22 protein-coding genes are annotated in these 21,153 nt (G+C 65.9%); 11 read left to right on the forward strand and 11 right to left on the reverse strand.

Features of this window, described 5'->3' with window-relative positions; translation table 11 throughout:
- The 4 genes from rpsK to infA form a co-directional block, all read right to left on the reverse strand.
- A complete protein-coding gene (gene rpsK, locus H7J73_RS15485; protein WP_005140014.1) occupies positions 1–417 on the reverse strand; it encodes a 30S ribosomal protein S11 in 417 nt (138 codons plus the stop codon).
- A gap of 6 nt (positions 418–423) precedes the next feature.
- Positions 424–798 (reverse strand): 30S ribosomal protein S13, encoded by a 375-nt coding sequence (rpsM, locus tag H7J73_RS15490; RefSeq protein WP_264068339.1) that lies wholly within the window; start codon positions 796–798, stop codon positions 424–426.
- Between the two features lie 176 nt (positions 799–974).
- Positions 975–1,088, reverse strand: coding sequence for a 50S ribosomal protein L36 (rpmJ, locus tag H7J73_RS15495; RefSeq protein WP_003879483.1), 114 nt, complete (start codon positions 1,086–1,088; stop codon positions 975–977).
- Between the two features lie 67 nt (positions 1,089–1,155).
- Entirely contained in the window at positions 1,156–1,377 is a 222-nt protein-coding gene (infA, locus tag H7J73_RS15500; RefSeq protein ID WP_003418601.1) for a translation initiation factor IF-1, read from the reverse strand.
- A gap of 442 nt (positions 1,378–1,819) precedes the next feature.
- Between infA and H7J73_RS15505 the strand changes: the two genes are divergently transcribed.
- The 7 genes from H7J73_RS15505 to mmsB all read left to right on the forward strand — a co-directional run bounded on the left by H7J73_RS15505 (position 1,820) and on the right by mmsB (position 10,651).
- Complete coding sequence (locus H7J73_RS15505; RefSeq protein ID WP_264068340.1) at positions 1,820–3,487, forward strand: NAD(P)/FAD-dependent oxidoreductase; 1,668 nt, start codon at positions 1,820–1,822, stop codon at positions 3,485–3,487.
- A 45-nt stretch (positions 3,488–3,532) separates the two neighbouring features.
- Complete coding sequence (locus H7J73_RS15510) at positions 3,533–5,011, forward strand: ATP-binding protein (protein ID WP_264068341.1); 1,479 nt, start codon at positions 3,533–3,535, stop codon at positions 5,009–5,011.
- A 69-nt stretch (positions 5,012–5,080) separates the two neighbouring features.
- Positions 5,081–5,911 carry an LLM class F420-dependent oxidoreductase gene (locus H7J73_RS15515; protein ID WP_264068342.1) on the forward strand — a complete coding sequence of 277 codons (831 nt, stop codon included), beginning with the start codon at positions 5,081–5,083 and terminating at the stop codon, positions 5,909–5,911.
- Between the two features lie 41 nt (positions 5,912–5,952).
- Positions 5,953–6,828 carry an LLM class F420-dependent oxidoreductase gene (locus H7J73_RS15520; RefSeq protein WP_264068343.1) on the forward strand — a complete coding sequence of 292 codons (876 nt, stop codon included), beginning with the start codon at positions 5,953–5,955 and terminating at the stop codon, positions 6,826–6,828.
- Between the two features lie 211 nt (positions 6,829–7,039).
- A complete protein-coding gene (locus H7J73_RS15525) occupies positions 7,040–8,560 on the forward strand; it encodes a CoA-acylating methylmalonate-semialdehyde dehydrogenase (protein WP_264068344.1) in 1,521 nt (506 codons plus the stop codon).
- A gap of 20 nt (positions 8,561–8,580) precedes the next feature.
- Positions 8,581–9,753 carry an acyl-CoA dehydrogenase family protein gene (locus H7J73_RS15530; protein ID WP_264068545.1) on the forward strand — a complete coding sequence of 391 codons (1,173 nt, stop codon included), beginning with the start codon at positions 8,581–8,583 and terminating at the stop codon, positions 9,751–9,753.
- A 13-nt stretch (positions 9,754–9,766) separates the two neighbouring features.
- Positions 9,767–10,651: a 3-hydroxyisobutyrate dehydrogenase gene (gene mmsB / locus H7J73_RS15535; protein WP_264068345.1), complete on the forward strand. Its 885-nt coding sequence runs from the start codon at positions 9,767–9,769 to the stop codon at positions 10,649–10,651.
- Here the strand turns inward: mmsB and H7J73_RS15540 are convergent.
- The 6 genes from H7J73_RS15540 to secY all read right to left on the reverse strand — a co-directional run bounded on the left by H7J73_RS15540 (position 10,648) and on the right by secY (position 15,258).
- Positions 10,648–11,178: a MarR family winged helix-turn-helix transcriptional regulator gene (locus H7J73_RS15540; RefSeq protein ID WP_264068346.1), complete on the reverse strand. Its 531-nt coding sequence runs from the start codon at positions 11,176–11,178 to the stop codon at positions 10,648–10,650. The two genes, mmsB and H7J73_RS15540, sit on opposite strands and share 4 nt — an antisense overlap.
- A gap of 62 nt (positions 11,179–11,240) precedes the next feature.
- Positions 11,241–11,996 (reverse strand): anti-sigma factor family protein, encoded by a 756-nt coding sequence (locus H7J73_RS15545; RefSeq protein ID WP_264068347.1) that lies wholly within the window; start codon positions 11,994–11,996, stop codon positions 11,241–11,243.
- Positions 11,993–12,484, reverse strand: a complete 492-nt coding sequence (locus H7J73_RS15550; protein ID WP_264068546.1) for a sigma-70 family RNA polymerase sigma factor — start codon at positions 12,482–12,484, stop codon at positions 11,993–11,995. The genes H7J73_RS15545 and H7J73_RS15550 overlap by 4 nt, the downstream gene beginning before the upstream one ends.
- 97 nt (positions 12,485–12,581) lie before the next feature.
- Entirely contained in the window at positions 12,582–13,382 is an 801-nt protein-coding gene (map, locus tag H7J73_RS15555; protein ID WP_264068348.1) for a type I methionyl aminopeptidase, read from the reverse strand.
- Positions 13,383–13,390: 8 nt separating this feature from the next.
- Positions 13,391–13,936: an adenylate kinase gene (locus H7J73_RS15560; RefSeq protein ID WP_264068349.1), complete on the reverse strand. Its 546-nt coding sequence runs from the start codon at positions 13,934–13,936 to the stop codon at positions 13,391–13,393.
- Positions 13,933–15,258, reverse strand: coding sequence for a preprotein translocase subunit SecY (gene secY, locus H7J73_RS15565; protein WP_264068350.1), 1,326 nt, complete (start codon positions 15,256–15,258; stop codon positions 13,933–13,935). The genes H7J73_RS15560 and secY overlap by 4 nt, the downstream gene beginning before the upstream one ends.
- Before the next feature lie 273 nt (positions 15,259–15,531).
- On the opposite strand from secY, the gene H7J73_RS15570 reads away from it, so the two are divergent.
- From H7J73_RS15570 to H7J73_RS15585, 4 genes are read left to right on the forward strand one after another with little or no spacing between them, the layout of a single operon-like run.
- Positions 15,532–16,458, forward strand: a complete 927-nt coding sequence (locus H7J73_RS15570) for a class I SAM-dependent methyltransferase (protein ID WP_264068351.1) — start codon at positions 15,532–15,534, stop codon at positions 16,456–16,458.
- 9 nt (positions 16,459–16,467) lie between these two features.
- Entirely contained in the window at positions 16,468–17,391 is a 924-nt protein-coding gene (locus H7J73_RS15575) for an SAM-dependent methyltransferase (RefSeq protein WP_264068352.1), read from the forward strand.
- 8 nt (positions 17,392–17,399) lie between these two features.
- Positions 17,400–18,314: a class I SAM-dependent methyltransferase gene (locus tag H7J73_RS15580; RefSeq protein WP_264068353.1), complete on the forward strand. Its 915-nt coding sequence runs from the start codon at positions 17,400–17,402 to the stop codon at positions 18,312–18,314.
- A 5-nt stretch (positions 18,315–18,319) separates the two neighbouring features.
- Positions 18,320–19,249, forward strand: coding sequence for a class I SAM-dependent methyltransferase (locus tag H7J73_RS15585; RefSeq protein ID WP_264068354.1), 930 nt, complete (start codon positions 18,320–18,322; stop codon positions 19,247–19,249).
- Between the two features lie 13 nt (positions 19,250–19,262).
- On the opposite strand, the gene sppA is transcribed toward H7J73_RS15585, so the two are convergent.
- Positions 19,263–21,077 (reverse strand): signal peptide peptidase SppA, encoded by a 1,815-nt coding sequence (sppA, locus tag H7J73_RS15590; RefSeq protein WP_264068355.1) that lies wholly within the window; start codon positions 21,075–21,077, stop codon positions 19,263–19,265.
- Positions 21,078–21,153 lie beyond the last annotated feature (76 nt).

Consider the following 21,153-nt stretch of genomic DNA (forward strand, 5'->3'; position numbering starts at 1 on the left):
CTAGACCCGGCGCCGCTTGGGCGGGCGGCAGCCGTTGTGCGGCTGCGGCGTGACATCGGAAATGGCGCCAACTTCGAGGCCGGCCGCCTGCAGTGAACGAATAGCAGTCTCGCGGCCCGAACCCGGGCCCTTCACGAAGACGTCGACCTTCTTGACGCCGTGCTCCTGCGCCTTGCGGGCAGCGTTCTCGGCGGCGAGCTGAGCGGCGAACGGAGTCGACTTACGCGAGCCCTTGAAGCCAACGTGACCCGACGACGCCCAGGCGATGACGTTGCCCTGGGGATCGGTGATCGAGACGATGGTGTTGTTGAACGTGCTCTTGATGTGTGCGGCGCCGTGCGGGACGTTCTTCTTTTCCCTGCGACGGGTCTTCTGCCCCTTCTTGGGAGCAGCGCCACCCTTCTTTGCTTGTGCCATCCGGGGTTACCTGGCCTTCTTCTTGCCGGCGATGGTGCGCTTCGGGCCCTTGCGGGTGCGCGCATTGGTCTTGGTCCGCTGACCGCGCACCGGGAGGCCGCGGCGATGCCGCAGGCCCTGGTAGCAGCCGATCTCGATCTTCCGGCGGATATCGGCCTGGACCTCGCGGCGCAGGTCGCCCTCCACCTTGAGGCTGGCTTCGATGTACTCGCGCAGCTGACCGAGTTGATCGTCGGTGAGGTCCTTGGTGCGCAGGTCCCGGCTGATGCCGGTGGCTTCCAGGATTTCCTGGGAGCGGGTACGGCCAATGCCGTAGATATAGGTCAGGGCGATCTCCATGCGCTTGTCGCGCGGGAGATCGACGCCCACTAGACGTGCCATCAGGCAGTGATTCCTTTTCGTTGCGGAGGTCTGATCCCAGTCCGTTCCCCGTCTTTACGGGGTCCGGCCTCCGTGCCGGACGTGAATGAGAGGCCCATCTCTAAAGATGCCAGCCACTCACTGGTACTGGGAGTTCTGCATTCAGTTGTGGGGTACTGCTGCGATCTGACGGGGACTTAGCCCTGGCGCTGCTTGTGGCGCGGATCAGAGCAGATCACCATGACCCGCCCGTGCCGGCGGATCACCCTGCACTTGTCGCAGATCGGCTTGACGCTCGGGTTCACCTTCACGGCTGTCGCGATCCTGTCTTTGTCTGGAGTGATAGGGATTCAAGCTGATATTCGCGGCCTGAATTTCTTACTTGTACCGGTACACAATGCGGCCACGGGACAGGTCGTAGGGAGACAGCTCCACTACCACTCGGTCCTCGGGCAGGATGCGGATGTAGTGCTGCCGCATCTTGCCGCTGATGTGCGCGAGCACCTTGTGTCCGTTTTCCAGCTCAATGCGAAACATCGCATTGGGCAGGGGCTCGACCACGCGGCCCTCGACCTCGATGGCTCCGTCTTTCTTGGCCATACTTTCCGGCAATCCTCTGTTCTGCTTCGGGTTCTTCTCTGGTTTCGTATCTGAATGCTGTTCGTAGCGCGCCGTGCTCGGCGCAGCATCAGCTCCGACTGCAAATAACGTAAGCCAGGAGTCGGAAATTCCGAGAACTTCTACAACAGGCACGCAAAGAGTCGGCGCGAAAACCGCACCGTTGATCTACGATACCCGCTCGGCGGCCAGGCTCCAAAACTGCCGCCACCAGCGACGGGCAGCGGATACAGGGATCGTAGCGGGCAGCCGGGCTGCGGCAAGTCGGCCCGCCGGCGGCCACCGAGGTGGTGGAGTCGCCGACGGCGTCCGGAATCGATCGGGCCGCCCCGCTTACCCAGCGGGACCCCGGCGGTTTCGCCAACCGAGTAACGCCGCTTCCCACCTGTGACTACCGCGCCTGCCCGGCGCATACTTACAAGCGATGACCGGATCTGAAAAACAGGCCCCAAAACCCATAATTCTCTCCGTCGACGACGATCCCTCGGTATCGCGAGCGGTCGCCCGTGATCTGCGTCGGCACTACGGCGAGAGCTATCGGATCGTGCGGGCCGAGTCGGGGCCTGACGCCCTCGACGCCCTGAAGGAACTCAAACTGCGGGGCGAGACCGTCGCGGTCTTCGTCGCCGACTACCGGATGCCGCAGATGAGCGGGATCGAGTTCCTCGAGCAGGCGATGGACCTGTTCCCGCTGGCCCGTCGCGTGCTGCTGACCGCCTACGCCGACACCCACGCGGCGATCGACGCGATCAACGTCGTCGACCTGGACCACTATCTGCTCAAACCGTGGGATCCGCCCGAGGAGAAGCTCTACCCCGTCATCGACGGTCTCCTGGATGCCTGGCGAGCGGCCGGCGACCGACCCATCCCCCACACCAAGATCATCGGGCATCGATGGAACGCCCGGTCGGCGGAAGTGCGGGACTTCCTGGCCCGCAACCGGCTGCCCTACCACTGGTTCATGGCCGATGAGCCCGAAGGTCAGCGAATGCTGGAAGCCGCGGGACTGGACGACCGAACCCTGCCGGTGGTCATCACCGAACAGGGCCAACCCATGGTCAACCCGTCCGAGACCGAACTGGCCGACCGGCTGGGCCTGTCGACCACCCCGTCCGAGGAGTTTTACGACCTCGTCGTCATCGGTGGTGGCCCCGCCGGCTTGGCGGCCGCGGTCTACGGCGCCTCGGAGGGTCTCGACACCGTCCTGATCGAACGCACCGCCACCGGTGGCCAGGCGGGACAAAGCTCCCGGATCGAGAACTACCTGGGCTTCCCGGACGGGGTGTCGGGCAGTCAGCTGGCCGACCGGGCCCGTCGGCAGGCCGAGAAATTCAACGCCGAGCTGATCACCACGCGGGAGGCCGTCGCGCTGGAAGTCAACGGACCGGTGAAAACCATCAAGTTCGCCGACGGCACGTCGATCGACGCACGCGCGGTGATCCTCGCGACCGGAGTCTCCTACCGGCAGCTGCAGGCCGAAGGTTGTGTGGATCTGACCGGTAAAGGCATCTACTACGGCGCCGCGAATTCGGTGGCGTCGGAGTGTGAAGACGAAGACGTCTACATCGTCGGCGGAGCCAATTCCGCCGGCCAGGCGGCGATGTACCTGTCGCGCGACGCCAGATCCGTCACCCTCGTGGTCCGCGGCCCGTCGTTGGAAGCGTCGATGTCCTACTACCTGATCCAGCAGATCGAGGCCAACCCCAGGATCACCGTCCGCACCTGTACCGAGGTTCAGCGCGCCGCAGGGGACGGCCACCTGGAGAACCTCTATCTGGTGAACCGGAATTCAGGGGCGGTCGAGGAAGTCAGCGCCGCGCGGTTGTTCATCTTCATCGGCGCGGCCCCGCTGACCGAATGGCTCGACGATGTCGTCGCCCGCGACGATCACGGATTCATCCTGGCCGGACCCGATCTGAAGGCCTGCTCCCGGTGGCCGCTGGAACGTCCACCACATCATCTGGAAACAAGTGTGCCCGGTGTGTTTGTTGCAGGAGATGTGCGTTCGGAATCCGCCAAGCGGGTTGCGGCCGCCGTAGGCGAAGGATCGATGGCGGTGATGCTCGTCCATCGGTATCTGGCCGAGGCGTAGAGGCAGGGCGAAATAGCCCCTGAGCTGTGAAAGGACGGTAGGACTATGGGTGATCGGTGTCTACCCGAAGAATTGCGGACATTGTTCTTGTTCGAGTCGCTGTCCGACGAGCAGCTGGCCACGTTGTGCAAAAACGGCCATATCGCCACCTTCGAGCCGGGCCCGATCTGCGTCGAAGGTGAGCCCGCGACGTGCTTCTACGTGATGATCGAGGGCGAATTGGTGATGTCCAAGCGCTCCGGCGGCGACGACATCGAAACCAACCGCACGTCGCAGCGCGGCGTGTACTGCGGCGCCTGGAGTGCCTTCGTACCGGATGTGCCGCAGCTCTACGAGTCCTCGGTCCGGGTCACCAAGCCGTCGAAGTTCTTCGTCCTCGACGCCCACGCCTTCGGTCACTTCGTCAAAGAAGAGTTCCCGATGGCGGTCCATCTGCTCGACGGCCTCAAGGTCGGCGGGCTGCGGCAGCGGCAGATCATCGACCAGCGGGAGAAACTGCTCGCGCTGGGCAACATCACCGCGGGCCTGACCCATCAGCTCAACAACCCGGCCGCCGCCACCGCTCGCGCCGTCTCGGACCTGCGGGAAAAAGTCGCCGGGATGCGGCACAAGTTGGCGATGCTGGCCGACGGCAAGTTCAGCCCGGAAGGTCTGCGCGTCCTGGTCACGATTCAGGAGGAAGTCGCCGAACAGGTGGCCAAATCCAAGGCCCAGGAGCTCACCGCGCTGGAGGCCTCCGATCGCGAGGACCAGATCGGTGACTGGCTCGACGACCACGACATCGTCGGCGCCTGGGACTATGCCCCGACATTCGTCGACGCCGGGCTCGACACCGACTGGCTGGAACGCATCTCCGCATCGATCGACGAGGTCGACGCGTCCGCGTCACTGCAGGGCGCGATGGGCTGGCTGAAGTACACCATCGACTCCGAGCTGATGATGAATCAGATCACCGAGGCGTCCAAGCGCATCTCTGCGCTGCTGGCCGGTGCGAAACAGTATTCGCAGATGGACCGGGCACCGTTCCAGGTCTCCGACATCCATGAGCTGCTGCACAGCACGCTGATGATGTTCGCCGACCGGATCGGCAAGGACAAGCCCATCAAGTGTGTCAAGGAGTACGACAAGACACTGCCTGAAATCCCTTGCTTCCCAGGCGATTTGAATCAGGTATGGACGAACATCATCGACAATGCCATCCAGGCGATGAGCGGCAGCGGCACCTTGACGGTACGCACCATGCGCGAAGGCGATATGGCGCGCATCGAAATCTGCGACACCGGACCGGGCGTGCCCGAGGACATCAAGGGCCGGATCTTCACGCCGTTCTTCACGACGAAGCCATTCGGCGAGGGCACCGGCCTCGGCCTGGATCTGGCGTGGAAGATCGTCGTCGAGAAGCACCATGGCGATCTGCGCGTGCGCTCGGAGCCCGGCGACACCCGCTTCATCATCCTGTTGCCGCTGCAGTCCCCCGTAACCACCGAGGCCACCGACGCCGACCTCAAGGCCGCGGAAGCCTAATCCTCCTCCGCGGCCCGGTGACCGCCCGCATCCGGAATACCCGCCGCAACCTCAGAGGTTGCCACCACCATGACCAAACCTGATCTCGGACGTTTCGGCGTATTCGGCCGCGGCGCCAGCCCCGCGGAAGCCAAGGACATCGAGGCGCTGGGCTACGGCGCCCTGTGGGTCGGCGGTTCACCGCCCGCCGAACTGGAATGGGTCGAACCGATCCTGGCGGCGACCACGAACCTCAAGGTCGCGACCGGCATCGTCAATATCTGGACAGCCGCGGCCAAGCCCGTCGCCGAGTCCTTCCACCGCATCGACAAGGCATATCCGGGGCGCTTCCTCCTGGGCATCGGTGTCGGGCACCCGGAGGCGCACGCCGAATACCGGAAGCCCTACGACGCTCTCGTCGAATACCTCGACGAACTCGACGGGTACGGCGTGCCCGCCGACCGCCGAGTGGTCGCGGCACTGGGGCCGCAGGTGCTGAAGCTCTCGGCCCGACGCAGCGCCGGCGCGCATCCCTACCTGACCACGCCCGAGCACACCGCGCAGGCCCGCGAACTGATCGGACCGGACGCATTCCTGGCCCCGGAGCACAAGGCCGTGCTGACCACCGACGCCGAAGCGGCCCGGGCAGTCGGCCGCAAAGCGCTGGAGATTTATCTGAACCTGGCGAACTACACGAACAATTGGCGCCGGCTCGGCTTCACCGATGGCGATATCGCCAAGCCCGGGAGTGACGCTCTGGTCGACGCCTTCGTCGCCTACGGCACCCCGGCCGCCATTGCCGCCCGGCTCAACGAGCATCTCGATGCCGGTGCGGACCATGTGCCAGTCCAGGTGCTGACCTCACCTGAGAAGCTGGTGCCTGCACTCGCCGAATTGGCTGACGCCTTAGCTCTCCCCTAAGTCAACCCCTGGCATCCGCCATCGAGAGGATTCACGCTGTAATGACCGAATCGCATGATCTAAAAACGGACGTGGCACTCAAACCCGACCTCGGCCGTTTCGGAGTATGGACCGGCGGCCCGGTAACTCCGGAGCAGGCAGTCGAGATCGAGAAGCTCGGGTATGGCGCAGTCTGGGTGGGCGCCTCGCCGGCAGCCGACCTGTCATTCGTCGAGCCGATCCTCGAGCGGACCGAGACACTGCAGGTCGCCACCGGGATCGTCAACATCTGGTCGGCGCCCGCGGCAGAGGTCGCGGAGTCCTACCATCGCATCGAAAGCGCCTATCCCGGAAGGTTTCTGCTCGGCGTCGGCGTCGGGCATCCCGAACACACCCAGGAGTACAAGAAACCCTACGACGCCCTGGTCGAGTACCTCGACGAGTTGGACGCGGCGACGGTGCCGACGAGTCGGCGGGTGATCGCCGCGCTGGGCCCGAAGGTTCTGCAGCTTGCGAAAGACCGCAGCGCCGGCGCACATCCGTACCTGACGACCCCGGAGCACACGGCGCAGGCGCGCGAACTCGTCGGCAACACCGTGTATTTGGCGCCCGAGCACAAGGTGGTCCTGACCACCTCACAAGAAGGTCAAGCGGAGGCAGCCAGAGAACTCGGCCGCAAGACGGTCGGCTTCTACTTGGACCTGAGCAACTACGTGAAGAACTGGCGGCGGCTGGGTTTCACCGCCGACGATGTAGCCAAGCCAGGTAGCGACAAGCTGATCGACTCCGTCGTCGCGCACGGCACGGCAGAGCAGATCGCCCACCGCCTGAACGAGCATCTAGACGCGGGCGCCGATCACGTCACCATCCAAGTCCTCGGCGATCGCGAGCAACTGATCCCCACGCTTGCCGCGCTGGCCGGACCACTCGGGCTCTGAGCGCCCCTCGCTGAGGGATTCGGCGCGCTTTTCGTCACTCGTGAGCGACGAAGAGCGCGCCGAATTCTTTTGCCAGCATGAGCCTGATTTCGGCGTGTTCGTGACCGCTCAGCGGCGGTGCGCACGCCAAAATCGCTGCCCCTTGCGTGGCGCCCGAAGTATTTACTAGGATATCCAAGTATCTCACTCGCCCAGCTCACCGGGATGGATCATGACCACGCAGATTCCGCATTTCATCGATGGCAAGCGCACGACGTTGGACTCGACCCGGACCGCCGATGTGCTCAACCCGAGCACGGGTGAGGTGCAGGCGCAGGTCGTGCTGGCGTCGACAGCTGATGTCGACGCCGCCGTCGCCGTCGCCGTCAAAGCGCAGAAGGAATGGGCCGCCTGGAACCCGCAGCGCCGGGCGCGGGTCATGATGAAGTTCGTCGAGCTGGTCAACAAGAACGCCAACGAACTCGCCGAACTGCTGTCCCTGGAACACGGCAAGACCCTCGCCGACTCCCTCGGCGATATTCAACGCGGCGTCGAGGTCATCGAATTCGCCATCGGCATACCGCATCTCCTCAAGGGCGACTACACCGAAGGCGCGGGCGGCGGCATCGACGTGTACTCGCTGCGCCAGCCCCTCGGCGTGGTCGCCGGGATCACCCCGTTCAACTTCCCGGCGATGATCCCGCTATGGAAAGCCGGTCCCGCGCTGGCCTGCGGCAACGCGTTCATCCTCAAGCCCTCTGAGCGTGACCCATCGGTACCCGTGCGGCTGGCCGAGCTGTTCCTGGAAGCCGGCCTGCCCAAGGGTGTCTTCCAGGTGGTCCAAGGCGACAAAGAGGCCGTCGACGCCATCCTGCATCACCCCGAGATTCAGGCCGTCGGGTTCGTCGGCAGCTCCGACATCGCCCAGTACATCTACTCGACCGCCGCGGCCAACGGCAAGCGTGCGCAGTGCTTCGGCGGCGCCAAGAACCACATGATCGTGATGCCCGACGCCGACCTCGACCAGGCCGTCGACGCGCTGATCGGAGCGGGTTACGGCAGTGCAGGCGAACGCTGCATGGCCATCAGTGTCGCCGTTCCGGTGGGCAAGGAGACTGCGGATCGGTTGCGCGCCAGGCTCGTTGAACGGGTCAACAACCTGCGGGTCGGCCACAGCCTCGATCCCAAGGCCGACTACGGCCCACTGGTCACCGGCGCCGCACTGGCGCGGGTCAAGGATTACATCGGCCAGGGTGTGGAAGCGGGCGCCGAGGCAGTCGTCGACGGCCGCGAGCGGGCCAGTGACGACCTGACGTTCGGCGACTCGAGCATCGAAGGCGGCTACTTCATCGGGCCCACCCTCTTCGACCACGTCACCACCGACATGTCGATCTACACCGACGAGATCTTCGGTCCAGTGCTCTGCATCGTCCGGGCCGACACCTACGAAGAAGCCCTGGCTCTGCCGTCGGAGCACGAGTACGGCAACGGCGTGGCGATCTTCACCCGCGACGGCGACACGGCGCGCGACTTCGTCTCCCGGGTGCAGGTCGGTATGGTCGGCGTCAACGTGCCGATCCCGGTTCCGGTGGCCTACCACACCTTTGGCGGCTGGAAGCGCTCCGGGTTCGGCGATCTCAACCAGCACGGACCCTCGTCGATCATCTTCTACACCAAGGTCAAGACGGTCACGCAGCGGTGGCCCTCCGGCATCAAGGATGGCGCCGAGTTCGTCATCCCCACCATGAATTAGAGCGCGCGATGGCTATGCAGATGTTCGGCCTCAACGAGGACGAACGCGTGATCGTCGAGACGGCGGGTGCGTTCGCCGCCAAGCGGATCGCACCGCACGCGTTGGATTGGGATGCGGCCAAGCACTTTCCGATCGACCTACTACAGGATGCCGCCGAACTCGGCATGGCGGCGATCTACTGCTCCGAGGATGTGGGCGGCAGCGGATTGTCCCGACTCGATGCTGTCCGGATTTTCGAGCAGCTCGCCAGTGCGGATCCGACCATGGCTGCGTTCATGTCGATCCACAACATGTGCGCGTGGATGGTCGACAAGTACGGCACCCGCGAACAGCGCAAGACCTGGGCACCCAAGCTGGCATCGATGGAGGCGCTGGCGAGCTACTGCCTCACCGAGCCCGGAGCAGGATCCGATGCCGCCGCCTTGCGCACCAGGGCGGTCAGGAGCGGTGACTCCGCGGGATCAGACTGGGTGCTCGACGGTGTCAAACAGTTCATCTCGGGAGCCGGGGTGTCCGACGTCTACGTCGTGATGGCCCGAACCGGGGGGGACGGTCCACGCGGCATCTCCGCGTTCGTGGTCGAAAAGGACACGCCGGGGCTGAGTTTCGGCGCCAACGAGGAGAAGATGGGCTGGAACGCCCAACCCACCGCACAGGTCATCTTCGACGGCGTCCGGGTACCTGCCGACGCCATGCTGGGCGGCCCGGAAGGTGAGGGCACCGGTTTCGCGATCGCGATGAACGGGCTCAACGGTGGGCGGATCAACATCGCCGCCTGCTCACTCGGTGGGGCTCAAGCCGCCTATGACCGGGCAGCTGCCTACGTCAGAGATCGGGAAGCGTTCGGCGGCTCACTGCTCGACGAGCCCACCATCCGCTTCACCCTCGCCGACATGGCGACCGGTCTGGAGACCTCGCGATCCCTGTTGTGGCGAGCCGCCGCCGCGCTCGACGCCGGCGACCCCGAGAAGGTCGAGTTGTGCGCGATGGCCAAGCGCTACGTCACCGACACCTGCTTCACCGTCGCCGACCAGGCACTGCAGCTGCTCGGCGGCTACGGATACCTCCGCGAATACGGCATGGAGAAGATCGTCCGTGATCTGCGGGTGCACCGGATCCTGGAGGGCACCAACGAAATCATGCGGGTGGTGATCGGGCGGGCAGAAGCCGCCAGAGCCCGCGCCAGCGCGTAGAAGGGGTTCATCGATGAGCACAGTGGCATTTCTCGGTCTGGGCAACATGGGCGGTCCGATGGCCGCGAATCTGGTCGCGGGTGGACACACCGTCCGGGCCTTCGATCCGGTACCGGCGCTGGCCGAAGCGGCAGCGAGCAAGGGCGCCAAAACTTTTGGCAGTGGCGCCGAGGCTGTCGCCGACGCTGACGTGGTGATCACATCACTGCCCAACGGCGACATCGTCAAGCGCTGCTACGCGGAGGTACTCCCGGCCGCCAAGCCAGGCGCGTTGTTCATCGATACCTCCACGATCTCGGTGGACGACGCGCGACAGATCCACGCAGACGCGATCGCCGCAGGCTTCCAGCAGATCGATGCCCCGGTGTCCGGTGGCATCAAGGGTGCGACGGCTGGCACGTTGGCGTTCATGGTCGGCGGCGAAACCGATGCGGTCGAGCGGGCCAAGCCGGTGCTAGACCCCATGGCGGGCAAGGTGATTCACTGCGGCGACGCCGGCGCGGGCCAGGCCGCCAAGGTGTGTAACAACATGGTGCTCGCGGTGCAGCAGATCGCAGTGGGTGAAGCATTCGTCTTGGCCGAGAAGCTGGGACTGTCGGCGCAGTCGCTGTTCGACGTGATCACCGGCGCCACCGGCAACTGCTGGTCCGTGCACACCAATTGCCCTGTGCCCGGACCGGTTCCGACGTCCCCGGCCAACAACGACTTCCGGCCCGGGTTCGCGACCGCATTGATGAACAAGGATCTCGGTCTGGCCATGGCCGCGGTGTCCTCGACCGGGTCCGCGGCGCCGCTGGGCACCCACGCCGCCGAGATCTACGCCGAGTTCATCGGTGCTGCCGCCTCCAACGCCGACAAGGACTTCAGCGCCGTGATCGAGATGCTGCGCAGCTCCTAGAAATCGCCGGCGCTGCGGCGCATCGTCTCGATCGACGACACCAGTGCCCGCGACTCCGCCTCCGAAATACCGACGTCGGCGAACACCTTTTCGTTCAGTGTCACCGTCGCATCCTCGACGGTGGATCGGCCGAGGGCGGTGATCGACACCAGCGTCGTGCGGCCGTCGGTGGGGTGCGGAATGCGTTGCACCAGACCGTTGGCTTCCAGCCGGCGAATCGCATGCGTGACGCTGGTGACGTGGACTTGCAGCCGGTCCGAGGCCTTCGTGATGGGCAGCGCACCACTGCGACTGAAGGCCAGTAGCCGCAGCAGTTCGAACCGCGAGAAACTCAGGTCGTAGGGACGCAGCGCGTTCTCCACCTTGGCCAGCAGGATCTGATGTGCCCGCATCACCGATGTCACCGCCACCATGCCGTCGGCGACATCGCCCCAGCCGGCCCGCTCCCAGTTGGCACGGGCCTGCCGGATCGGGTCGCCGTTCTCGGCAGGCTCCGGCGGGATGGGGGTTTCGGCTGGGTCAGGCATCCGCCCATTCATACCGCATCTGCCCGGCGGACAACGACAATCCAGCGCCTCCCGCGTCGGTGTCAGATGCTGCGCTGCAGCAGCACATCGCCGGTATCGGCGGAAACCACTTGCACCGCAACGATGTCCTCGATCGGCATGGATGTGCTGCCGCTCGTCACCGCGGTGGTGCCGGATAGCGCCATCCAGGTCGCCAGCTGAGTGTGGTTGCCGTCGCGACCGACGGCGACCATCGCCAGTTTGTCGCCGGCGTCGGCGTCCTCGCGCTCATCTGCGGAGTCCCGCTCATACGTGCAGGCCATCTCGACCCTGGTCCCCCAGCCCTGGCTGGTCAGCGTCACCGTGGCATCCAACGACGACGGCATCACCGGCGTCATCGTCAGCGCGGCCGCCGATACCCGCGGCGGGTCGGCAGCCGGTACCACCTCGCCGGGCCGGATCGCGACGAAGACGCCGACCGCCAGTACAACGGCGGCCGCGGCGGCCACACTCCACGTCAGCCACCGGGTCCGGCGCCGCCGCCGAGTCACCTTGTCCAGCAGCGCAGTCAGCACCTCGGGTCGCAGCGGCGGCGGTTCCGCCGGTCGGTCATCGTCGGCGCCGGCCATCTCGCCACGGTCGAGCAGAGTCAGCAGAGCGGGAATCCCGCTCAGTTCCGCTACGGCGGCCCGGCAGGAGGGGCAAGCAGTCAGGTGATTCTCGTACTCGCGGCGCTCGGTGCTCGACAGCGAACCCAGCACATACGCGGCATCCCACAGCGCGTAGTGGTCCTGCGTGTCGGTCGTCGATACGCCAGCGTCCCGGTGGTCGGCCGTCATCGCGTCACCCCCATCTCCTGCAGCGTCAGCCGCAGCGCCCGGACGGCGTAGTGCAGCCGCGACTTCACGGTCCCCTCGGCAATGTCGAGGTCGGCCGCAATCTGCGCTGTCGTCCAACCCAGATAATAGGACCGCCGGATCACCGCACCGTGTTCGGCGGACAATTGCGCCACCGCGTCCCCGATCAGCAACCGGTCCAGTGCGGCGTTCACCTCGTCGGGTCCGGTGTTCTCCGGTTCGCCCGCCGCTTCCAGGTTGCCCGACTCTTTGCGGAATCGCGCGCTGCGCCGCTCGTCGATGATCATGTTGCGCGCAACGGTGAACAGCCAGGCCCTGGCCGAGCGTTCGCTGTCCTCGGTCACCTCGGGATGTGCCCATGCGCGGAGCAAGGTTTCCTGCACGACGTCCTCGGCGCGGGCCCGATCACCGGTCAGTCGCACCGCGTAGCGCCACAACGCTGCCGCGTGCTCGTCATAGAGCACCCGCATCAAAGCAGTCTCTGGATCGTCGCGACCACCCGAGGCCCTGTCTAGGCTCACGTCAACCTCCCGCCAGTGACACGCACGGGGAGGCCGATCGGTTCATCTAGAGAGCGGTCAGAATCCTGGGGCCGTCCTCGGTGACCGCGACGGTGTGTTCCCAGTGCGCCGCGCGTGTCCCGTCGGCTGTGACGACGGTCCATTCGTCGTCGAGTACGACGGTCTTCACTGTGCCCAGCGTGAGCATCGGCTCGATGGCCAGGACCGATCCCGGCGCCAGCACGGGCCCGCGGCCGGGCGCCCCTTCGTTGGGCAAGAAGGGGTCCATGTGCATCTGCCTACCGATGCCGTGGCCACCGTAACCAGCGACGATGCCGAACTTCCTGTCGTAGCGGACTTCGGCGGCTCTGGTGCCGAGCTCGATGGCATGCGAGACGTCGGACAGGCGATTACCGGGAATCATCGCCGCGATACCGGCTTCCATCGACTCCCTGGTCGCCGCGGACAGCGCCGCGTCGACCGGTATCAGCGCGCCGACCCCGAAGGTGATCGCCGAATCGCCATGCCAGCCGTCCACGATGGCGCCGCAGTCGATCGAGACCAGGTCCCCCGGCGCCAGCTTCTCGCCGGCAGAGGGGATGCCGTGCACCACCCGGTCGTTCACCGACGAGCAGATCGAGGCCGGATAGCCGTGATAGCCCAGGAACGACGGGGTTCCGCCGCCGCCGCGGATGACGGCTTCGGCGATCTCGTCGAGATCTTTGGTCGATACTCCCGGTGCGGCGGCCTGGTTGACGGCGGCCAAGGCGGCAGCCACCAGAGCTCCCGCGACGGCCATCGCGTCCAGCTCCCCCGCGCTACGTTGCGGGACGACCTTGCGGCTGCGCAGTCCGGGCAGGGACACCATCGACAGACTTAGCGGCCGAGGGCACGCAATGCGCGGGCGAAAACCTCGTCGACCGGGCCGACCGCATCGACAGTCTTGAGCTCGTGGGCGTAGAAGTCCAGCAGTGGCGCCGTCTCGTCGCGGTAGACCTTCATCCTGTTGAGGATGACGTCATCGGTGTCGTCGGCCCGGCCGCGTTCCTTGAGTCGCTTGAGCAGCTCGTCCTCGGAGACCTTGAACTCGACGACCGCGTCCAGCTTGAGGCTGCGGCGCTCCAGCATGTCGTGCAGCGCTTCGGCCTGCTCGACCGAGCGGGGGAAGCCGTCGAGGATGAAGCCGGCGGCGGCATCCTCGTCGTCGAGCCGGTCGTCGACCAGAGCGTTGGTGAGGGTCGCGGGGACCAGGTCACCGGCGTCGAGGTACTTCTTGGCCTCCAGGCCCAGCGGGGTACCGGTACTGATGTTGTGCCGGAAGAGATCGCCAGTGGAGATCTGCGGGATTCCGAGCTTTTCCGCCAGCTGTACCGCCTGCGTACCTTTGCCCGCACCGGGCGGTCCAAGCAAAACGATTCTCACTTGAGGAACCCTTCATAGTTGCGCTGCATGAGCTGGCTTTCGATTTGCTTAACAGTGTCCAAACCGACGCCAATCATGATGAGAACCGCTGTACCGCCAAACGGCAAGTTCTGGATGCCGCCGCCATTCCCGAAACCGAGGAAGACGTTGGGCAGAACGGCAATCAGACCCAGGTAGATCGACCCGGGCAGGGTGATTCTGCTCAGCACGTAACGCAGGTAGTCCGCGGTCGGCCTGCCCGGGCGGATGCCGGGGATGAAGCCGCCGTACTTCTTCATGTTGTCGGCTTGCTCGTCGGCGTTGAACGTGATCGACACGTAGAAGTACGTGAAGAAAATGATCAACGCGAAGTAGATGCCGATGTAGATCGGGTCGGTGGAGTTGCTGAGGTGGTTGGCCACGAACTTCGACCACCAGCCTGTGCCGGGATTGCTGCTGTTGCTCTCGACCAGCTGGGTGATCAGGTGCGGGATGTAGATCAACGAGGACGCGAAGATCACCGGGATGACGCCGGCCTGGTTGACCTTCAACGGCAGATAGGTCGAGCTACCGCCGTACATGCGGCGGCCCACCATGCGCTTGGCGTACTGCACCGGGATACGGCGCTGCCCCTGCTCGACGAACACCACGCCGACGATGATCACCAGTGCAGCCACGCACACCGCGGTGAACACCAGGCCGCCGCGGCTGTCCAGGATCGACTTGCCTTCGGCCGGGATCCGGGCCGCGATGCCGGCAAAGATCATCAGCGACATGCCGTTGCCGATACCGCGCTCGGTGACCAGCTCGCCCATCCACATCACCAGCGTCGCGCCTGCGGTGAGCACCAGCACGATGACGACCAGCGAGAAGATGCTCTGGTCGTTGATGATCTCCAGGTTGCAGCCCTGCAGAAGGTTGCCGCTGGCCGCCAGCGCCACGATGCTGGTGGCCTGCAGGATCGCCAGGGCGATCGTCAGATAACGCGTGTACTGCGTCATCTTGGCCTGGCCGGACTGGCCCTCTTTACGCAGCTGTTCGAACCGCGGGATCACCACCCCGAGTAGCTGCACGATGATGCTCGCCGTGATGTAGGGCATTACGCCCACCGCGAACACCGTCAGCTGCAGCAGGGCACCGCCGGAGAACAAGTTCACCAGGGAGTAGATCTGCGCGGAGTCGCCGCCGCTGACCTGCTCGATGCACTGGTGCACGTTTTTGTAGTTCACCCCTGGCGACGGCAGTGAAGCACCAGCGCGGTAGAGGATAACGATGCCCAGCGTGAACAGAATCTTTCGCCGCAAGTCGGGTGTCCGCAGCGCAGAGATGAAAGCCGAGAGCACTCTTCCTCCTGGGCAGCCGGGCTCTATCGCGGCGTGCCATTGGGGCTGGCCTTGCCAGCGTTTGGTAGTCCTGCGTCTTGCGCCGAAACCGGCAGGCCACACGACCTACGGACTCACGCGTCAAACAGTCTACGAGAGTAACAGTTGGCCAAGTTAAACCACTCATCGCCAGCGCCCCGCGAACCCACAGGGGTTGCTCAGATTCGCGGGCGTACCCTCGACCACAGATCGTTATACAGACTAATTAACAAGCTCAGCATGGGAGGCTTCACGATGGCACGAACCGACAATGACACCTGGGACCTGGCGTCAAGCGTAGGTGCCACCGCGACGATGGTCGCCGCCGCGCGGGCGTTTGCCACCAGGGCCGACAATCCGGTGATCGACGACCCGTTCGCCGAACCCCTGGTCAAGGCGGTCGGCGTCGACTTCTTCACCAAAATCGCCACCGGTGAACTCGGCATGACCGATCTGGACCCGGACGGGACCGGCGGCGTGGGCAACATGAACCGGTTCGCCGACGGCATGGCCGCACGCACCCGGTTCTTCGACGACTTCTACGCCGACGCCGGGAAGGCCGGGATCCGGCAGGCCGTCATCCTGGCGTCGGGACTCGACGCCAGGGCCTACCGCCTCAACTGGCCGGCGGGCACGGTCGTGTTCGAGATCGATCAGCCCGAGGTCATCGAGTTCAAGACGAGAACGCTGGCCGATCTCGGCGCCGAGCCGACGGCAGATCGTCGCGCCGTCCCGGTCGACCTGCGCAACGACTGGGCGACCGCCCTGCGCGACGCCGGCTTCGACACCACCGCGCCGACTGCGTGGATCGCCGAGGGGCTGTTCGGCTACCTACCGCCCGAGGCGCAGGACCGGCTGCTCGATCAGATCGACACGCTCAGTGCGCCCGGCAGCCGGCTTGCCGCCGAAGGCGTCGTGCACGATGCCGACCTGGATGAGGGCGAAGCGCGCCAGAAGATGCAGGCGGCATCTGATCAGTGGCGGAAGCACGGATTCGACCTGGACTTCTCCGAGCTGGTCTACCTCGGCGACCGTGCCGACGTCACGGACTATATGGAAGGCCACGGCTGGACGACCTCGGCGATCACAGCCAGGGATCTGATGATCAAACACGGCCTCGCCGTCCCCGAGGACGGCGATGTGCACTTCGCCGAGATCATCTACAGCACGTCGACGAAGTAGTCCCGACCGATGGAACGCACGGATGCCGACACCTGGGATCTCGCCTCCAGCGTCGGCGTGACCGCGACGATGGTCGCGGCCGCGCGGGCGCTGGCCACCGCAGAACCCGACGCCATCATCGATGACCCCTATGCCGCGCCCTTGGTACGGGCAGTCGGGATCGACTTCTTCACCCGGATGGTCGACGGCGATATCACCCTGCCCGAAGGACAAGGCGAGAACTCGGCGGCCGCCGATGGTGTCCGGCTGATGACCGACGCCATGGCGGTGCGTACCCGCTTCTTCGACGATTTCTTCATCGCAGCGGGCGCGACGGGTATCGAGCAGGCAGTGATCCTGGCCGCCGGCCTCGATTCCCGCCCCTACCGGCTGCCGTGGCCGCCACACACAGTCGTCTACGAACTCGATCAGCCTCGGGTGGTGGAGTTCAAGTCCTCGACGATGGCCGCACTGGGCGCCGAGCCGACCGCGCATCGGCGCGTCGTCGCCGTCGACCTGCGTGACGATTGGCCGACAGCGCTGCGCGAACAGGGTTTCGACCCGGGCCGTCCGTCGGCGTGGAGCGCCGAGGGGCTGCTGATGTATCTGCCGCCCGACGCCCAGGACCGGCTGTTCGACCACATCACCGAACTCAGTGCCCCTGGCAGCCAGGTGGCCACCGAATTCCACAGCGGCAACTTCGGCGCCACTCTTGGGGAACGTGCCAAGGACATCATCGGGCAATGGGGCAGCCAGGGATTCGACCTCGATATCGGGCAGCTCTTCTACGACGGCGCCCGCAACCATGTCGTGGACTACCTGCAGGCCCGCGGCTGGGAGGTCACCACCCGGAGCCGGCCCGACCTGTTCGCCGATTACGGCCGTCAGTTCCCCGATCAGACATCGATGGCACCGCTGCGTGACTCGGTAGCCGTCACCGCACTCCGCAAGTAAGGAAACCCATGGCAGAGCACAGTTCTGTACGTTCCGACGGTGACAGCTGGGACCTGGCCTCCAGTGTGGGCGCCACCGCGACGGCCGTCGCGGCCGGTCGCGCCGTCGCCTCGCAGGGCCCCGACGCCCTGCTCGACGACCACTTCGCCGAACCGCTGGTTCGGGCGGTCGGCCTCGAACACTTCGTTCGCATGGTCGACGGCGAGGTGTTCCTCGAAGACGACCCGGTACTGAGCCGGCAGGCGATGAAGGAGCAGATCACGGTTCGGACCCGGTTCTTCGACGACTTCTTCACCGACGCCGTCGGCACCGGCATCCGCCAAGCCGTCATCCTGGCGACCGGTCTCGACACCAGGGCCTACCGGCTGACGTGGCCGGCCGGCACGGTCGTCTTCGAGGTCGACCAGCCGCAGGTCATCGAATTCAAGACCCGCACATTGACCGAACTGGGCAACTCCCCTTCGGTCGACAGCCGCACGGTGGCCATCGATCTGCGCGAGGACTGGCCGACGGCATTGCGCGGGCAGGGTTTCGACGCGAGCGTGCCGACCGCGTGGATCGCGGAGGGCCTGCTGCCCTACCTGCCGCCGGAAGCCCAGGACCGGCTGTTCGACAACATCACCGCGCTCAGCGCCCCGGGCAGTCGGCTGGCAACCGAGCATATGAACATGTCGACCCTGCCGGATGACTGGGCGGAGAAGCTCACCGAACGCACGCGTCGACTGGGATCCGGCCTCGACCTGGCCGGGCTGTTCTACACCGGTGAGCGCAACAGTGCCGGTGACTATCTGACCTCACACGGTTGGGAGGTCACCGTCCGGTCGACCGAGCAGTCGTACGCCGCCAACGGCTTCGCGCTGCCCGACGACGAGCTGACCCGACTGGTCGGTGACTCGGGCTATCTGTCGGCGACTCTAAAGTAGGTGCCATGGCTGGCAGTGGATCGCAAAGACAAAGCGGAGACACGTGGGACCTGGCGTCGAGCGTCGGCGCCACCGCAACGATGGTCGCCGCAGGGCGCGCCGTCGCGACGGCCGACCCGCGCGGCCTGATCGACGATCCGTTCGCCGATCCACTGGTCCGCGCGGTCGGGATCGACTTCTTCACCAAGATGCTCGACGGCGAACTCGATGTCACCCAGTTCCCCGACGGCTCACCGGAGCGGGTGCAGGCCATGATCGATTCAATGGCGGTGCGCACCAAGTACTTCGACGACTACTTCACGGCGGCGACAGGCAACGGTGTTCGGCAGGCGGTCATCCTGGCGTCGGGCCTGGACTCGCGGGCGTACCGGCTGCCGTGGCCGGCCGGCACCGTGGTCTACGAGATCGACCAGCCCAAAGTCATCGAATTCAAGACGCAGACCCTGGCCGATATCGGTGCGGAGCCCACCGCAACGCACCGCACCGTCGGTATCGATCTGCGTGAAGATTGGCCTGCCGAGCTGGCGGCGGCGGGTTTCGACCCTGCTCTCCCGACCGCCTGGCTGGCTGAGGGGCTGTTGATCTACCTGCCACCCGCGGCGCAGGACCGACTGTTCGACCAGATCACCGCGTTATCTCCGCCAGGTAGCACCGTCGGTACCGAATACGCGCCCGGCATCGTGGATTTCGATGCCGAGAAAGCCAGCGAGATGTCGGAGCCGCTGCGCGCGCAGGGGCTCGACATCGACATGTCCGCCCTGGTCTACGCGGGCCAACGCAGCCATGTCATCGAGTACCTACGCGAATTGGGTTGGCAGGTCACTGGTACGTCGCGAACGGAGCTCTTCGAGAACCTGGATCTGCCCGAGGTGCCGCCCCGTGAGGGCGGCGACCCGCTGGGCGAGATCGTCTACGTCAGCGCCAACTTGACCTGACCGGTGCCGGAGGTCAGAACCGCGACTCCCCCAGCCACAGCACGGTGGTTCCCGTCACCGAAGCCTGTGCCTGACTGACCATTCCGACCACGGATCGGCCGAGCAGTCCCGCGATTGCCCCGGGCAGCGACGCCGCCGGCATCGACGACGGCCGCGGCTTCACCCGCTCCAGCAGCGACGAGCCCGGATAGTTCACCACCTTGACGTCGTCGTCCTCGTCCAGGCCGGCCAGTACCTTGGCGCGCCGGAGCGCCGTCCGCAGGCCGCCGAGCTCGTCGACCAGCCCATGCCCCAGCGCGTCGGCACCGGTCCACACCCGGCCGCGGGCCACCGCGTCCACCGCGTCCACGGTCAGAGACCGGCCCTGGGCGACCCGCTGCACGAAATCGGTATAGAACAACTCGGTTTCGGCTTCGACATGCGCATGCTGCTCGGGAGTGAACGGCGCGTTGACCGACCAGGCGTCGGCGTTCGCGTTGGTGCGGACACCGTCGGTGCCGACGCCCAACCGGTCCTTGAGACGGCGGGCCACGAGCTTGCCGGTCAGCACACCGATCGACCCAGTGATCGTGCCGGCATTGGCCACGATCGCGTCGGCAGCCATCGACACGTAATAGCCGCCGGACGCCGCGACCGCACCCATCGACGCGACTACCGGGGTGCCCGCCTTGCGGGCTCGCACCACCTCCCGCCAGATGGTCTCCGACGCAGTCACCGAGCCGCCGGGGCTGTCCACCCGCAGCACGATCGCCGCGACGGCGTCGTCGGCAGTGGCCTCCCGAAGCGCGGCGGCGATGGTATCTCCACCGGCGCTGGAGTTCCCGAACGGCGACAGTTGCGGACCGCCCCGCCCGCTGACGATGGGTCCGGCCAGGGTGACCACGGCGATCGTCGGCTTCGTCTTACGGCCGGGAACCGGTGGCAGCTGCGGGCCGTTACCCGAGGTGGCCTTGGCGTACCGGGCCAGGTAGAGCCGCCGCGGCGCATCGCCGGAGTCCGGATCGGCGTCGCTGTCGACATCCACGGTCTCCGGCGAAATCCCTTCGGCGCCGACCCATTCCGCGATGCGGGCGTACGCCTCGTCGCGGAATCCGATGCGGTCGACCAGGCCGCCGGTGACGGCATCGCCGCGCAGCAGCGGCGCCTGGTCGGCCAGCACATCGACAGCCGCCGGGTCGATGTTGCGAGAGACCGCCACTGCCTCGCGCACCTGGGCGTACAGGCTTTCCACCAGTCTGGTGTCGGCCTCCCGGTGTGCATCGGTGTAACTGTTCTGGGTGAAAAGGTTTGCCGCGGACTTGTATTCGCCACGGCTGACGAACTGAGCTTCGATACCGGCCTTGCCGAGCGCGTCGCGCAGGAACGTCGCGTTGGTGGCAAAGCCGACCAGCCCGACGGTGCCCGAGGGCTGCATCCACACCTCGCCGAAAACCGACGCCAGGTAGTACGACAGTGTCCCGGGATAGGTCTCGGCCCACGCCAGCGACGGCTTGACGGCGGTGAACGCCGCGATCGCCTCCCGCAACTCCTGCACCGGGCCCGCCGCCGCGGCCGGGATCTGGATCCGGGCGATCAGTCCGGCCACTCGAGGGTCCTCAGCCGCTCGGTGGATCGCGGCCACCGCCTCACGGAGTAACAACGGCCGACTGGACCCCAGTACGCCTGACAGCACTGCCAACGGATCGAATCCCCCGGTCTCCGAGGGCACGACCTGCAAGTCCAGTTCGAGCACACAGCCTTGCGGAACACCGTGGTGACGGGCGGTGTCCACGTGGCGGGCGAGGGCGCGGACATCGGACATACCGGGGATTCCGGAGAGAGCGAACATTCTTCGAGACTACCGACGGCGCGAACGTCACCGAAGGTCGCCGAGGTCACCCAGGCCACCGTCGTACGGTGGTCGG

This window comes from Mycolicibacterium komossense (assembly GCF_025822605.1).
Taxonomy (GTDB): Bacteria; Actinomycetota; Actinomycetes; order Mycobacteriales; family Mycobacteriaceae; genus Mycobacterium; species Mycobacterium komossense.